This is a genomic window from Streptomyces bikiniensis (assembly GCF_000716625.1).
GTDB lineage: Bacteria > Actinomycetota > Actinomycetes > Streptomycetales > Streptomycetaceae > Streptomyces > Streptomyces bikiniensis.
The window spans coordinates 18,833-32,907 of the sequence record NZ_JNXJ01000014.1 but is presented as its reverse complement, the minus strand read 5'-3'; the positions used below and the strand labels follow the sequence as shown (position 1 = coordinate 32,907).

Sequence of the window (14,075 nt, the reverse complement as noted above, 5' to 3'; positions counted from 1 at the left end):
GAGGGCGGGCCGCGCCTCAGGCCGAGGTGCCCGCGCCCTCCGGCGGGGTGTCCGTCAGACCGAGCGCGCCCCGCGCGTCCGCGCCGTCGGGCAGGACGTCGAAGGCCGGGTCGTACGCCTCCCAGTACGCGTCGGCGTCGGCCGCCGTCGCCAGCCCCCGCCACTGCTTCGAGGCCGCCGCGAGGTCCTTCCGGAGCGTCGCCACCGACCCCGCGGAGGCACCGGGCCAGGAGTGCCGTCCGAGGGCCGCGTGCGCCCCGTCGAGCGCCGCCAGGACCTCGACGGCCCAGGCCTTGTTGGCCGCGAAGTCCTCCTCGGGGTCCGCGTCCGGCTCCCGGTAGAGGGCCGTCTCGATCGGGTTCAGGGACTTCAGGAAGTGCGCCTGGTCGGTGTCCAGGGTCGTGGCGTCGGCGCGCAGCGAGCCCTTGAACGGCTTCTTCTCGCTGGCGAACGCGCAGGTCACGGCCCGGTCGCCGAACTTCCAGCTCTCGCTGCTCGGTAGGTAGTAGAAGAGCCAGACGTCCTCCGGGATCGCCCAGGTGTCCATCGCGTACGCCAGGTTGACCGTCTCGCAGCGCTTCTCCGCGAGCGCGTCGATCGCGTCCTCGCCGGGCCACGAGGCGAAGCCGGTGACCTCGAAGCCGCCGGTGACCTCGCCGTCGTGCGGACGGGCGCAGTCGACGACGGTGACCTCCGTCGTGTAGTCCTTCGCCTTGCCGTGGTCGTCGAAGCACTGGCCGGTGCGCAGCGAGAACGGGGACGACGAGCGGGAGGCGTCCTCGACGCCCTTCTTGAAGCCGCTCCACGCCGAGGAGAAGCCGCCGGTCACGAGGCCGGCGACGAGGAGCACGCAGCTGAGCGCGGAGAGCACGATACCCGCGATCGCGAGCCCCTTGCCCGCCTGGCCCTTCTTCCGGATCTTCGGGAGGGCCACGAGGCCCAGGACCAGGCCGAGGGGCGGGAGGCAGCAGACGACGCCGGAGACGAGGGAGGCGACGGCGAGTCCGCTGGTGCTCCGCGGGGGCTGCCCGTGGGGGCCGGTGCCGGGGCCGCCGGGCGGGCCGTAGGGGCCGGCCGCGTAGGGCATTCCCGGGGAGGTGTACGGCCCCGGGGCGGGCCACTCCCGCGGCTGCGGGCCCCCGGGGGGCGGCGGGGGCGGCGGGGCCGGCTGGATCGGGTCCACGGGTGGGTGCTCCTGCGGGGCGATGGTGCGAACAGGCGATCGAGCGCGCATCGTACGCGGTCGGGCCGACACCCGTCGCGCGCGTATCGCGGGGCGGGAGGGACGCCGGGCACGCGGAAGGGGCGGGCGCCCGTGGGCGCCCGCCCCTCGTCGTTCGGCGTGCGGTGTTCGGTTCTCCGTGCTCAGGAGACCCGGGGGCGGGTCAGAACTGCAGGCCCCAGGAGTCGATCTTCCCGGTGTCGGCGTTCGCGTTGTCCGTGACCCGCAGCTTCCAGGTGCCGTTGGCGACCTCCGAGGAGGCGTTCACGGTGTACGTGGTGTTGATGTTGTCCGTGCTGCCGCCGGTGCCGAAGGCCTTCAGCGTGTACGCCGAGCCGTCGGGGGCGATCAGCTGGACCTGGAGGTCACCGATGTAGGTGTGGACGATGTTCACCGGCACCTGGAGGGCGGAGGGGGCGTTGCCGGTGACGCCGGTGACGGTGACCGGGGACTCGACGGTCGCGTTGTCGGCGATGGCGTAGTCCGCGGTGTTCTCGAACTTCTTGCCGGGCGGCGGGGTGGTGCCGCCGTCACCGACGTACAGGAGCCGGTTCGGGGAGCCGGTGCCCGGGTTGGTGACCACGTTGGGCGTGGCGGCGTTCACCAGGGCGGTGCCCACCTGGGCCGGGGTGGCCGTCGGGTTGGCCCCGAGGTACAGCGCGGCCGCGCCGGCGACATGCGGGGCGGCCATCGACGTACCGGAGATCGTGTTGGTGGCGGTGTCGCCGGTGTGCCACGCCGAGGTGATGGACGAGCCCGGGGCGAAGATGTCCAGGACGGTGCCGTAGTTCGAGAAGCTGGAGCGGGCGTCGGTGTTGGTCGTGGAGCCGACCGTGATCGCCTCGGTCACCCGGGCCGGGGAGTAGTTCGACGCGTTGGCGTTGCTGTTGCCGGCGGCGATCGCGTACGTGACGCCGGACGCGATCGAGTTGCGGACGGCCGCGTCGAGGGTGGCGTCGGCGCCTCCGCCGAGGCTCATGTTGGCGACGGCCGGCTTGACGGCGTTCCGGGTCACCCAGTCGATGCCCGCGACGACACCGGCGGTGGTGCCGGAGCCGTTGTTGTCGAGCACGCGGACGCCGACGATCTTCGCCTTCTTGGCGACACCGTGGGCGGTGCCCGCGACGGTGCCGGCGACGTGGGTGCCGTGGCCGTTGCCGTCCTGGGAGACGTTGTCGTTGTCGACGGCGTCGAAGCCGTTGAAGGCGCGCCCGCCGAAGTCGCTGTGGGAGATCCGCACACCGGTGTCGATGATGTACGCCGTGACGCCCTGGCCCGCGTTGTCCGGGTAGGTGTAGCTCTGGTTCAGCGGGAGGGCCCGCTGGTCGATCCGGTCCAGGCCCCAGGACGGCGGGGAGGGCTGGGTGGCGTTGATCCTGAAGACGCGGTTCTGCGCCACGGACTTCACCGCGGGGTCGGCCGCCAGCTTCTTGGCCTGCGCCTCGGAGAGCTCGACGTTGTAGCCGTTGAGCGCCGAGGTGTACGTCTTCTTGATCTTCGCGCCGTACTCGGCGGCGACCGCGCGGCCCTCGGCGGTCTCGGCCGGCGCCGACTCCTCCAGGGTGACGATGTAGCTGCCCGCGATGGCGCCTTCGGCTCCGGCGTTCTCGATGACGCCCTCCGGGGCGGCCGGGGCGGCGGTGGCCGGGAGGGCGGAGAGCGAGCCGAGGGTGAGGGCGGCGACGGCGACCGCCGCGGCGGCGGCGACTCTGCGACGCGAATCACGCATCACTGACATGTGAGGGTTCCTCCTCATTGGTGGTGCGCTGCTGTGGGGGTGCGGCAGGGACATGACAAGACGGCACGAGGTGTCCGCGCCGTTTCGAACGTCCGGCTGCCGAGCGAAAGGTTGGCGGATCCATAGGAATCGCACAAGGGTGTCCGCCGCCCCGTAACGTCCGCGCCACACGGCTGCCATCCTGGGCCGCATGACCGCCTACACGTGCCCCCGGTGCCGCGTTTCCTCCCCCGTCTCCGCGCTCACCTGGTGTTGTCCGCAGTGCCGCGGCCCGTGGGACCTCGACTTCGCGAGTGAACCGGTCTCCCTCCCGTCACTCGCGTCACGTGTGAATTCATTGTGGCGTTACGCGGAGGCGCTGCCTCCGTTGCCGTGCGCGCCCGAGGTGACCCTCGGGGAGGGCCGCACGCCCCTCGTGCCCCTCACCGCATCCGTTTCGGCCAAACTCGACTTCCTCATGCCGACGTTGTCGTTCAAGGACCGGGGCGCGGTGGTGCTCGCCGCGCACGCCCTGCGCCTCGCGCGGGCCGGCGGCCTCGACCGGGTCGTGGCCGACAGCAGCGGGAACGCGGGCACGGCCGCCGCCGCGTACTGCGCGCGGGCCGGGCTCGACTGCCGCGTGTACGTCCCCGGGGGCACGTCCCCGAAGAAGGTGGAGCAGATCCGGGCGCACGGCGCCGAGGTGGTCGAGGTGCCCGGCGACCGCGAGGCGACGGCCCGCGCGGCCCGGGAGGCCGCCGACGAGCCCGGCACCTTCTACGCCTCCCACGTCCACAACCCGTACTTCACCCAGGGCACCAAGACCTACGTGTACGAGCTGTGGGAGGACCTGGGCGGACGGCTGCCCGACACGATCGTCGTCCCCGTCGGCAACGGGACCCTGCTCCTGGGCGCCGCCCTCGCCGTCGACGAGCTGCACCGCCACGGCCTGGTGGAGACCCGGCCCGCGCTCGTCGCCGTGCAGGCGGAGGCGGTGTCCCCGCTGGCCGAGGCGTTCCACGCGGGCGCGGACGACATCGCCGGGCCGGCCGCCGCCCGCCCCACCCTCGCCGAGGGCATCGCGATCCCGGCGCCGCCCCGGGCCCGGCAGATCCTGCGGGCGGTCCGGGCGACGGGCGGCACGTTCCTGACGGTGTCGGAGGAACGGATCCGCGCCGCCCAGCGGGACCTGGCGCGGCGCGGTCTCTTCGTGGAGGCCACCGGCACGGCCTGCTGGGCGGCGGTGGACGCGGCCCCGCCGCGCCCCGGCCTCACGGTGGTGCCGCTGTGCGGGGCGGGGGCGAAGACGGGCCTGGCGCCCTGAGCCGGCTCCCCCGCCCCGCACCCGGCGAGAAGCCGTACGGGTCGGAACCCGCACCCGTCAGAACTCGTCGGCGCCGTTGCGCAGCTCGTACGTCCAGTAGCCCGTCTTCGCGGCGGCCTCGTCGACCGCGAGGCCGCCGGCCGGGGCCTTGACGACGACGCTGCCCTCGGCCGGGCCGTCGGAGGCGAAGAGGTTCACGGTGAACTCGTTCACCACCTTGTTGTCCTCGTGGACGCCGCCGAGGGAGATCCGCACGTTGGCGTACGCGGACTCGCCGTTCTTCACCACGACCGGGACGGCCGGCCGGCTCTTCGCGACGGCCGGGACGTCCTTGGCGGTCTGGATCGGACCGAAGGCGAGCAGCGGGTACTTGAGCAGGGTGCAGGCGCGGCCGGAGACGTTGGTGGCGGTGAGGACGACGTGCTCGGTCGGGACCTCGTCGGCCTTCGCCGCCGTGATCCTGACGTCGCCGTGGGCACAGGCCGGGGCCTTGGCGGCGGCCTTGGCGCCGGTGGCGGAGCCGGTGGACGCGGTGGAGGCGTTCGTGCCCTTGCCGCCGACCGTGGAGCCGCCGGTGGAACCGCCCGCGGTGGCGGCCGAGCCGCCGGTGGCGCCCGTGGCGCCCGTGGCGGCGGTGGCCGCGTCGGCGGCGGCCTGCGGGGCGGAGCTCGCGCTGCCGGCGTCCTTGGCGCCGGTCTCGGAGCCGCCGCAGGCGGTCAGGCCCAGCGAGAGGGCGGCGACGGCGGCGACGGCCAGGACGGTGTTCTTGCGGTGGTGACGCATGGTGGTTCTCCCCCGGGAAGCGGTCGGTCGGCGCGTGTACGGGCCATGCGCCGGTGCACCCTTTCGGTGCGTACGCACCGGTTCGTCGATCGGTGCGGTATCCAGCTTTCCGCCCCGTACTGCCGTCCCGCCTGCGCGCCGCTAACGATCGGCTGACAGGCGCGAAAGGCGGTCGGCGGCCCGCGCCGACCCCTCCGGGAAACCCGCCTTCTCGGAGGCCACGACGGCGCGTTCCAGCTGGTCGGTGGCCTCTTCGAGGCGTCCGATGCCGACCAGCGCCTCGCCCCGGACGATCTGGAGCTGGGCCCGTACGACCACCGCGTCGGGGGCCGCCAGTTCCTCCGCGCGCAGGGTGTGGGCGAGCGCCGCCTCGTACTCCTCCGTCTTCAGGCAGTGGCCCGCCAGGTGCTGGAGGGTGAGGACCTGGGTGGAGGGATGGCCGGTGCGGTCGGCGAGCGAGACCGCGTGCCGCATGAGCAGGCCGGCCCGCTCGTGCTCCCCGGTGGCGTCCAGGACGGCGGCGTGGTTGACGTGGGCGATGGCCTCGCTGATCGGGTCGCCCGCGCGGGCGGCCAGGCCGGGCGCCTTCTCCAGGTGGACGAGCGCCTCGGCGTTCCGGCCCTCCGCGTGCAGGATCCAGCCGAGCAGCGCCCTGGCCCGGGACTGCGCGTCGATGTCGTCGATCCGCTCGGCGGAGGCGAGCCCGGCCTCCAGGAGCGGGGTCCAGCCGTCCCCGATCCGCATGAGCATCAGCGGCCACTGGACCAGGGCGAGCCGCCAGGCCCGGTCGTGCAGGCCGAGGGCGGCCGCGGCGGCGACCGCGCCCTCCAGGGCGGCGCGCTCGGCCACGTACCAGTCCAGGGCCGCCGTGCGGTCCTCGAACTCCCTGACGGCGGCGGGCCGCCGGGTGTCGGCGGGCAGCGCGTAGCAGGGCTGGGAGCCGGGCTCGGCGGCGGCGTCGGCCGCGAGCCCGGTGTAGAGGTAGTGGTCGAGGAGGCGGGGCAGCCCCTCGGGGTCGGCCCGGGGGGCGAGGTGGCGGGCGTAGAGGCGGACGAGGTCGTGCGGGGTCCAGCGGCCGGGCACGGCCTCGGTGAGCAGATGGGCGGCGGCGAGCCGGTCCAGGTCGGCGGAGGCCTGCGCGGGCGAGGTCCCGGCGAGCGCGCCCGCCGCGAACCGGTCGAGATCGGCGCCGGTGTGCAGGCCGAGCGCGCGGAACATGCGGGCGGCGGAGTCGGGGAGTTGCTGCACGGTGAGGCGAAGGGCGGCGGAGACGCCCCGGTCCTCGACGTCGAGGAGGGTCAACCGGCTCTGTTCGTCGGCGAGTTCGCCGACCATGGCGTCGAGGGTCCAGGCGGGCCGCTCGGCGAGCCGGGCCGCCGTCACCCGCAGCGCGAGCGGCAGCCCGTCGCAGAGTCCGGCGAGCCGCGCGGCGGCGGCGGGCTCGGCCGCGATCCGCTCCTCGCCGAGGACGGTGGCGAGCAGGGCGGCGGCGTCGGCCTCCGGCAGGTGGCCGAGCGGCACCGGCCGGGCGGCGTCGGAGGCGATCAGGCCGCCGAGCCGGTCGCGGCTGGTGACCAGGGTCGCGCAGTGGTCGCCGCCGGGCAGCAGCGGTCTGACCTGCCCGGAGGAGCGGGCGTTGTCGAGGACGACGAGCAGCCGGCGCCCGGCGGCGAGGGAGCGGAAGAGGGCGCCGCGCGCCTCGACGCCCTCCGGCATCCTCGGGTCCGGGACGCCGAGCGCGAGCAGGAACTCGCGGAGGACGGCGGCGGTCTCGGGCGCGGGGGTCTCGCTGAAGCCCTTCAGATCGGCGAAAAGACGCCCGTCGGGGAAGTCGGCGCGCCGCTCGTACGCCCAGTGGACCGCAAAGGCGGTCTTGCCGACGCCGGCGGGCCCGGTGACGAGGCAGACCGGCCCGTCCCCGGCCCGTACCGCCCGGTCGAGCGCGGCCAGCTCGGCGCCGCGCCCGGTGAAGCCGCGCGGCGCCCGGGGCAGGCCCTCCGGCGCGGGGAGTTCGGCGGGCGGGGCGACGGGGCGGGCGACGGGGGCGGGCTCGGCGGCGCGCAGCAGCGTCGCGTACGCCTCGCTGAGCGTCTCGCCGGGGTCGACGCCCAGCTCCTCGGCGAGCAGCCGCCGGGTCCGGTGGTACCAGTCGATCGCGTCCGACTGGCGTCCGGAGCGGCCGAGGGCCAGCATCAGGGCGGCCGCGAGGGATTCGCGCAGGGGGTGGGCGACGGCCTCGCTGCGCAGGACGGCGGCGGCCCTGGCGTGCTCGCCGAGCTGCCCGTACGCCTGCGCCAGCGCCTCCACGGTGGCGAGCCGCAGCTCTTCGAGCCCGGTGGCGGCGGCCTCCAGGGGCCGGCTGTGGACGGTCCCGGTGAGCGCGGGCCCCTGCCAGTACGACAGCGCCTCCCGCAGCATCCGGACCGCGTCGGCGGGCTGCCGCTGCACCCCGGCGAGCCCCACCAGCTCCTCGAACCGGTGCACGTCCACCAGCGACTCGGGCATCCGCAGCACGTACGCCGAACCCTGGGTGGCGAGCTCGACCCCGTACGCCTCGGCCCCGTGCTCGGCGAGCAGGGCCCGCAGCCGCGAGACGTGCCCCTGGAGGACGGTCTTGGCGTGGGTGGGCGGCTCCTCCTCCCACAGGGCGTCGATCAACTGCCCCACGTTCACCGCGCCGTTGGGGCGCAGCAGGAGCATGGCGAGAAGGCTGGACCGCTTGGCGGGCCCCAGGGCCACGTCACCCTCCTCCGTCACCATCGCAACGGAGCCGAGCAGCCGGAACTCCACCTTCACACCTCCGCGATCACACTCCCCCGTCTTCCCCGGCAGACGAGGATACGTGGGGAGAGAGGGCCCTCCGCGACGCCGCGTTCCCCGGGCGGCGCGCATCGGCCGAATCCGGACGTGGCGTTCCGCACAGTGGCGTTCCGCACGGCGGCCCGCGCGCGGGCGGAGGCGCGGGCGGGCGGGTCTGGACGCGGGCGTTCCGACCGCGGTCGGTCGCGGTCGCCCCGTTCCCGGTCGCCCCCGTTCCCGGTCGCGGTCGTTTCCGGGCGCGCCTCGGACGTACCCGTTCCCGACCGCCCGCCGGCCGAGCTGGAAGCGGCTGCGGGCGTCCCGCTTCTCCGTCAGCTCCGAGACGAGGCGCCGTTCGCTGCGCAGGGAGACGCCCAGGCGGCGGGCCGCGGCCCCGTCCGTGTGGCCCCGGGCCAGGAGGCGCAGCAGTTCGCGGGGCTGCGATCCGGGGTCCTCCAGGCTGCGCCGGGGGGCCTCGCCGAAGGGGACCGCCGACGCCCACACCGCCTCGAACAGCGCGAGGAACGCCGTCACCGCGCCGGGCCGGCGCAGCGGCGCCGCGCCCGCCGCGCTGTCGGCCGGGTCGATCGGCACCATCGCCGGCTCCCGGTCCTTGATCCACAGGCGCATGGGAAGGGCCGGCGCGGTGCGGACCTCCGCGCCGCGCTCGGTGAGCCGGACCGCTTCCCCGGCGCCGCCGTCGGGCCGCCGGCGGTCCGTCCGTTCCGTGGGGGTGGGCGATGCGCGCATGCGCTCTCTCCTGCGAGACCGTGTACGTGGCGGAGGCGGGCGGCCGAACCGCCGGAGCCCCGGCTTCACACGCTCCGGCCCGCCTGTCACCGCTCGCCGGGTGCCACGAGGATGCACGGCACGGACGTGCCGGGGAGCCTGCGGGGCGGCCGCGGTACGCCTGTGCGGTGCCGTCCTGCTTGTGCGGTGCTCTTGGGCGTGCGGTGCCGGTTCTCCTTACGCCGTCCGCCTCTTGAGGGTCTTCGACGTGACCGCGACGCCGGCGAGGACGGCCGCCGCCAGGGTGCCGACGACCGCGAGGACGATGGCGCCGGGGTTCAGGTGCAGGCCCACGTCCGAGGAGGTGGCCTCGGAGAGGCCGGCCGCCATTCCGGCCAGCGGGGGCAGCGTGACCAGGACGCCGAGGACCGCGCCGATGACGACGACCAGGGCGGTCTCGCCGGCCGAGGTGAACAGGAGCTGGCGGACGGTGCCGCCGGCCGACTTCATCACGCCGAAGTCGCGGCGCCGGCCGTGGGCCGCCATGGCCATGCTGTTGGCGACGGCGATCACGCTGTAGCCGACGGCGACGACGATCAGCATCACGGCCAGGGACTCGGTGAGCTCGGCGTCGGTGTCGTAGTCGGCCAGGGCGTACGCGGCGGCGTCGTGCAGCGCGACTCCGGGGACCTCGTCGGAGGCCCCGACGCCGCCCGGGACGAAGATGTCGTCGGTGAGCGCGGCCGGGTCATGGGCGCGGACCAGGTCGCGGGCGACCACGAAGTCACCGCGGGCCGGGTCGTCGGGGAGCACCTGGGAGACGCGGAGGGTGACGGTGGCGCCGTCCGCGAACCGGACCGGGACCTCCTGTCCCTGCTTCAGGCCCAGTTCGCCGGCCTTCTTCGCGCCGAGGACGGCCTCGCCCGGCCTGTTCCAGCGCAGGTCCCGGCTGCCCAGGACGTCCAGGACGGTGGCCGCGCCGGCGTTCTCGGCGTCCCCCGCCCTGCCGGTCTCCACGAAGGCCCGGGTCGGCAGGGCCGCCTTGCCGACCGGGTTGGCGGCGACGACCTCGTCGGTGTGGCCCGGGGTGCCGTCCGGGGTGACGATCGTCTGTCCCGCGACCTTCAGGGCCTCACCGGCCGGGTAGGCGACCCGCATGGTCTCCACCATGCCGCTGAGCAGCACCGCGAAGCCGACCGCGGCGATCACCGGGGCCACCAGGGAGGCGGCGCGGTGCGGGTGGGCGACCAGTTCGGCCCGGATCAGGACCGGGGCGGCCCTGCCACCGCCCTGGAACGGGGCGGTGAGGAACCGGCCGACGGGGCCGACGAACACGGGGGCCAGCAGGGCCGCCGCGACGATCAGCGCCATGGTGGCGAAGATCGCCGTGTTGACGCGGTCGTCGGCGCTGGAGACGGCGGTGCCGATCGCCGTCAGGACGCCCAGGGCGAGGACGGCCAGGCCGGCGGTCCAGCGGCCGCGTCCCGTGCCCCTGTCGGCCGAGCGGCTGTCGAGGAGCGCCTCGACGGGGGCGACCCCGGCGGCCTTGCGGCCCGCCGTCCAGGCACCGATCACGCTGACGCCGACGCCGATCGCAGAGGCCGTGAGCAGCGGCCAGGCCGCGACGGAGACCTCCGTGCCGGGCGGGGACACGTCCAGGTCCTCGAGGAGGGAGAGCAGCAGCGGCGTCGTGAGCACACCGGTCGCGCAGCCGGCGGTCGAGCCGGCCAGGCCGACCACGGCGGCCTCGCCGAGGATCATGCGGCGGACCTGCTTCGGCGAGGCGCCGAGGGTGCGCAGCAGGCCGATCTCTCGGCGGCGCATGCCGGTGGACAGGACCAGCATGGAGGCGACCACGAAGACGGTGGTGAAGAGGCCGAGGAGGGCCGTCGCGCTGATCAGCTGGACGCCGAGGAAGCGCTTGTGCTCGATGTACGCGGGCTGCAGCTCGGCCCGGCCGTCGCCGGAGACCACGTCGCCGCCGGCGCCGAGGACCTTCTTCGCGGCGGCGGTGACCGCGCCGGTGTCGGCGCCCTTCTCGGGGATCAGGGCGACGGCGGCGACGCCGGGCCGCTGCCGGGCGGCGAACTCCTCGCTGAAGTAGTAGCCGGGGCCGTCGACGGTGCCGACGACCCGGAACCGCTCGCGCCCCCGGGTGATGTTGACCGTCAGCTCGCTGCCCACGGGCGCGCCCAGGGCGCGGTCCACCACGACCTCGTCCGCCGCGGCGGGGGCCCGGCCGGAGACCAGCTCGTACGGGGCCGTCCGCGTGCTGGAGAAGCCGTGCCCGGACTCCAGGGCGCCCTCGTCGGCGACGGGCCTGCCGTCCTTGACGGCCTGGGCGTAGAAGGAGCGGTCCACCACGGCGGCGGCGACGCCGGGGATCTCCGCGAGCCCGGAGACGATCGGCTCGGCCTCGGCCCTGCTCCAGGGCATCCGGTCGCCGGGGCTGCCGTCGGCGTCGACGGCCCGCTTCGGCAGGGCGAGGGCCGCGGTGCCCTCGTAGCGGGGCTGGACCTTCGCCTCGGCGGAGTCGTGGACGACCAGCGTGGTGGTGATCAGGGCGACGCCGACCAGGACGGCGACGAAGGCGCCGAGGAAAGCGGACCAGTGTTCACGGACGTTCGCGAGGGTCAGCATGCCGGTCGGGCCTCCAGCCGGGCCATGCGGGTGGCGATCGAGGCGGCATTGTCCACGCCGGCCCGTCGGTCGAGCGGGACACGGTCGGCGATCCTGCCGTCCTTCAGGAAGACGACGACGTCGGCGTGGGCCGCGGCCACCGGGTCGTGGGTGACCATCAGGGTGGTCTGGCCCTCCTGGTCGACCAGCATCCGCATCATCCGGAGCACCTCGCGGGAGGTGACGGTGTCCAGGGCACCGGTCGGCTCGTCCGCGAAGAGGACGTCGGGGCGGGTGACGAGGGCGCGGGCGAGGGCGACGCGCTGCTGCTGGCCGCCGGAGAGCTCGCCGGGCCGGTGGCCCGCGCGCTCGGCGAGTCCCACGGAGGCGAGGGCCCTCGCGACCTGCTCGCGGCCGACCCTGCGGCCGGCGAACCGGGACGGGAGCTCCACGTTCTGCGCGGCCGTCAGGGACTCGACCAGGTTGAAGGCCTGGAACACGAAGCCGACGTGCTTGCGGCGCAGCTCGGTGCGCTCCTTCTCGTTCTGCCGGCCGATGTCCACGCCGGCGAGGACGATCCTTCCCCCGGAGGGCCGTTCGAGGCCGGCCGCGCACTGCAGCAGGGTCGACTTGCCGGAGCCGGAGGGGCCCATGATCGCGGTGAAGGTGCCGCGCGGGAAGCCGAGGGAGACACCGTCCAGAGCGGTGACCCGTCGTCCGCCGGTGCCGTGCACCTTGCGGAGATCGTGGAGTTCGACCGCGTCCTGTGCGGGGGTGGTGGGGCTCGTCGTCGTCATGCGCCGATTCCACCGCGCGGGGGCGGCCCGGAGCACTGGTCCGCTCTCTACTCCTGAGGTAGAGCAGGCTCTACCCGGCGCTCCGGAGCCGTCCCGGTCCCGCGGAGGCGCGCAGAAGTGCAGCCGTGCGGCCGTGCGGCCGTGCGGCCGTGCAGACCGGCAAAAGGCCTCCTGGGTAACGTGGTTCGCATGCAACCCACGACGGCCTGGCAGGCCATGGCTCGGCACCCCCTGAGCTTCCTGACCTCCAGCTGGCCCTGGCGGTCCCTCGCGTATCTGAGCGGCGGTGTCGTGGTCGGTGCCGCGGCGGTGCTGGTTTTCGCCCTCGGCCTGGCGGCGGGGCTCGTCCTGCTCGTCGTGCTGATCGGTGTCGCGCCGCTGGTCGGCCTGGTCCTCGCCTCCACCCTGGTGGCCGCGGTGGAGCGCCGGCGGCTGCGGCTGGTCGACCGAGACCGGCTGCCCGACCCGCACCGGCCGCCGGACGCCCCGGGTGCGCGCGGCTGGGTCGCGACCCGGCTCAAGGAGCGGGCCACCTGGCGGGAGCTGATGTTCACGCTCCTGTCGGCCGCGGCCCTGTGGTGGCTCGACCTGCTGGTGCTCGGCTTCTCCTTCGGGGTGCCGGCCGTGACCATCGCCGCGACCGACGGCGACACCTGGCCGTGGACGGTGTTCGGCGCGATCGTGCTGCTGTCCTCGCCGTACACGGTGACCTCGTGGGCGGGGGCGCGCGCCGCCATGGCCCGCACCTTCCTCGCGCCGCGGGACCGGGAGCTCGGCGAGGAGCTGCGCGAGGTGCGCGCCTCGCAGTCGCGGCTGCTCGACTCCTTCGACGCCGAGCGGACACGGATCGAGCGCGACCTGCACGACGGGGCCCAGCAGCACCTCGTGTCGCTGGGCATGACGCTGGGCATGATGCGCCTGGACGTCGAGGAGGGCTCCGGCCTCGACGAGTTGCTGACCCGGGCGGAGAAGCAGCTCTCCACCGCCCACCAGGAGCTGCGGGCCCTGATCCGGGGCCTCAACCCGCCGGTCCTCGCCGACCACGGACTCGTCGCGGCGGTCGAGGACTACGCGGGCCGCTTCCCGATCCCGGTGGCCGTGGACCTGAGGCTCCCCGAGCGGCTGCCCAGGAAACTCGAAACCACGATGTACTACCTGATCAACGAGGCCCTGACGAACGTCGCCAGGCACAGCGGCGCCACGACCGCCGAGGTGCACGCCCGCTACCATGCCGACCTGCTGGTCCTCGACATCAAGGACGACGGCCGGGGCGGGGTGGACTCCTCGGGCAGCGGCGTGACCGGTCTCGCGGACCGAGTCACCGCCCTCGGCGGCCGGATGCGGGTGTCGAGCCCGGCCGGTGGTCCCACCCTGTTGCACGTGGAGGTTCCGTGTCGCTTCGCCTGATCGTGGCCGAGGACGCCGTCCTGTTGCGCGAAGGCCTGATCGGACTGCTCGAACGGGTCGGCCACGAGGTGGTGGCGGCGGTCGGCGACGCCGACGCCCTGGTCGGGGCGGTACGCGCCGACCGCCCCGACCTGATCGTCACGGACGTGCGGATGCCGCCCTCGCTCGGCGACGACGGGCTGCGGGCGTCGGTCGGGCTGCGCGCCGAGTTCCCCGGACTGCCGGTCCTGGTCCTCTCCCAGTACGTGGAGCGCTCGTACGCCCTGCGCCTGCTGGACTCGGGCGGCGGCGCCGGGGTGGGCTACCTGCTCAAGGAGCGCGTGGGCGCAGTGGCGGACTTCACGACCGCGATCGAACGGGTCGCCGCGGGCGGAACGGTGGTGGACCCCGAGGTCATCCACCAGCTCGTCCGCCTCCACCAGGACCCCCTGGAACGGCTCAGCGCCCGCGAGCGCGAGGTGCTCTCGCTGGTCGCGGAGGGCCGCACCAACGCGAGCCTGGCGAAGCACCTGTTCATCAGCGAGGCGGCCGTGAACAAGCACATCGGCAACATCTTCACCAAGCTGGACCTCCCGGTGGACACGGACGGACACCGCCGGGTCCTCGCGGTGCTCGCGTACCTGCGGGCGTGAGGGGCACGGCCCGCGCGCCCCTCCGCGTCGCGTAGGTGCGCGACGT

The 14,075-nt window shown here is 74.8% G+C and carries 9 protein-coding genes; 3 read left to right on the top strand and 6 right to left on the bottom strand.

The genetic code is table 11. The features are described 5' to 3' along the window. Positions 1–16: 16 nt before the first annotated feature. Positions 17–1,183, bottom strand: a complete 1,167-nt coding sequence (locus OO47_RS12850) for a DUF4190 domain-containing protein (RefSeq protein ID WP_033208993.1) — start codon at positions 1,181–1,183, stop codon at positions 17–19. A 202-nt stretch (positions 1,184–1,385) separates the two neighbouring features. Then, positions 1,386–2,960 (bottom strand): S8 family peptidase, encoded by a 1,575-nt coding sequence (locus OO47_RS12845; protein ID WP_030206973.1) that lies wholly within the window; start codon positions 2,958–2,960, stop codon positions 1,386–1,388. Positions 2,961–3,150: 190 nt separating this feature from the next. Here OO47_RS12845 and OO47_RS12840 point away from each other — a divergent pair, with 190 nt between their 5' ends. Continuing rightward, positions 3,151–4,263, top strand: coding sequence for a pyridoxal-phosphate dependent enzyme (locus tag OO47_RS12840; RefSeq protein WP_030206971.1), 1,113 nt, complete (start codon positions 3,151–3,153; stop codon positions 4,261–4,263). Between the two features lie 57 nt (positions 4,264–4,320). Here OO47_RS12840 and OO47_RS12835 read toward each other — a convergent pair whose 3' ends face one another. The 4 genes from OO47_RS12835 to OO47_RS12820 form a co-directional block, all read right to left on the bottom strand. Further along, positions 4,321–5,046: a DUF4232 domain-containing protein gene (locus OO47_RS12835; protein ID WP_030206969.1), complete on the bottom strand. Its 726-nt coding sequence runs from the start codon at positions 5,044–5,046 to the stop codon at positions 4,321–4,323. Between the two features lie 141 nt (positions 5,047–5,187). Then, on the bottom strand, positions 5,188–7,836 hold the full coding sequence (locus OO47_RS12830; RefSeq protein WP_030206967.1) for an AfsR/SARP family transcriptional regulator: 2,649 nt from the start codon (positions 7,834–7,836) through the stop codon (positions 5,188–5,190). A gap of 975 nt (positions 7,837–8,811) precedes the next feature. Then, positions 8,812–11,214, bottom strand: coding sequence for an ABC transporter permease (locus OO47_RS12825; protein WP_030206964.1), 2,403 nt, complete (start codon positions 11,212–11,214; stop codon positions 8,812–8,814). Beyond that, positions 11,208–11,990: an ABC transporter ATP-binding protein gene (locus tag OO47_RS12820; protein WP_030206961.1), complete on the bottom strand. Its 783-nt coding sequence runs from the start codon at positions 11,988–11,990 to the stop codon at positions 11,208–11,210. Before OO47_RS12820 ends, OO47_RS12825 begins: the two co-directional genes overlap by 7 nt. 189 nt (positions 11,991–12,179) lie before the next feature. On the opposite strand from OO47_RS12820, the gene OO47_RS12815 reads away from it, so the two are divergent. After that, positions 12,180–13,397 carry a sensor histidine kinase gene (locus tag OO47_RS12815; RefSeq protein WP_030206957.1) on the top strand — a complete coding sequence of 406 codons (1,218 nt, stop codon included), beginning with the start codon at positions 12,180–12,182 and terminating at the stop codon, positions 13,395–13,397. Continuing rightward, positions 13,397–14,029, top strand: coding sequence for a LuxR C-terminal-related transcriptional regulator (locus tag OO47_RS12810; RefSeq protein ID WP_033209009.1), 633 nt, complete (start codon positions 13,397–13,399; stop codon positions 14,027–14,029). The genes OO47_RS12815 and OO47_RS12810 overlap by 1 nt, the downstream gene beginning before the upstream one ends. Positions 14,030–14,075 lie beyond the last annotated feature (46 nt).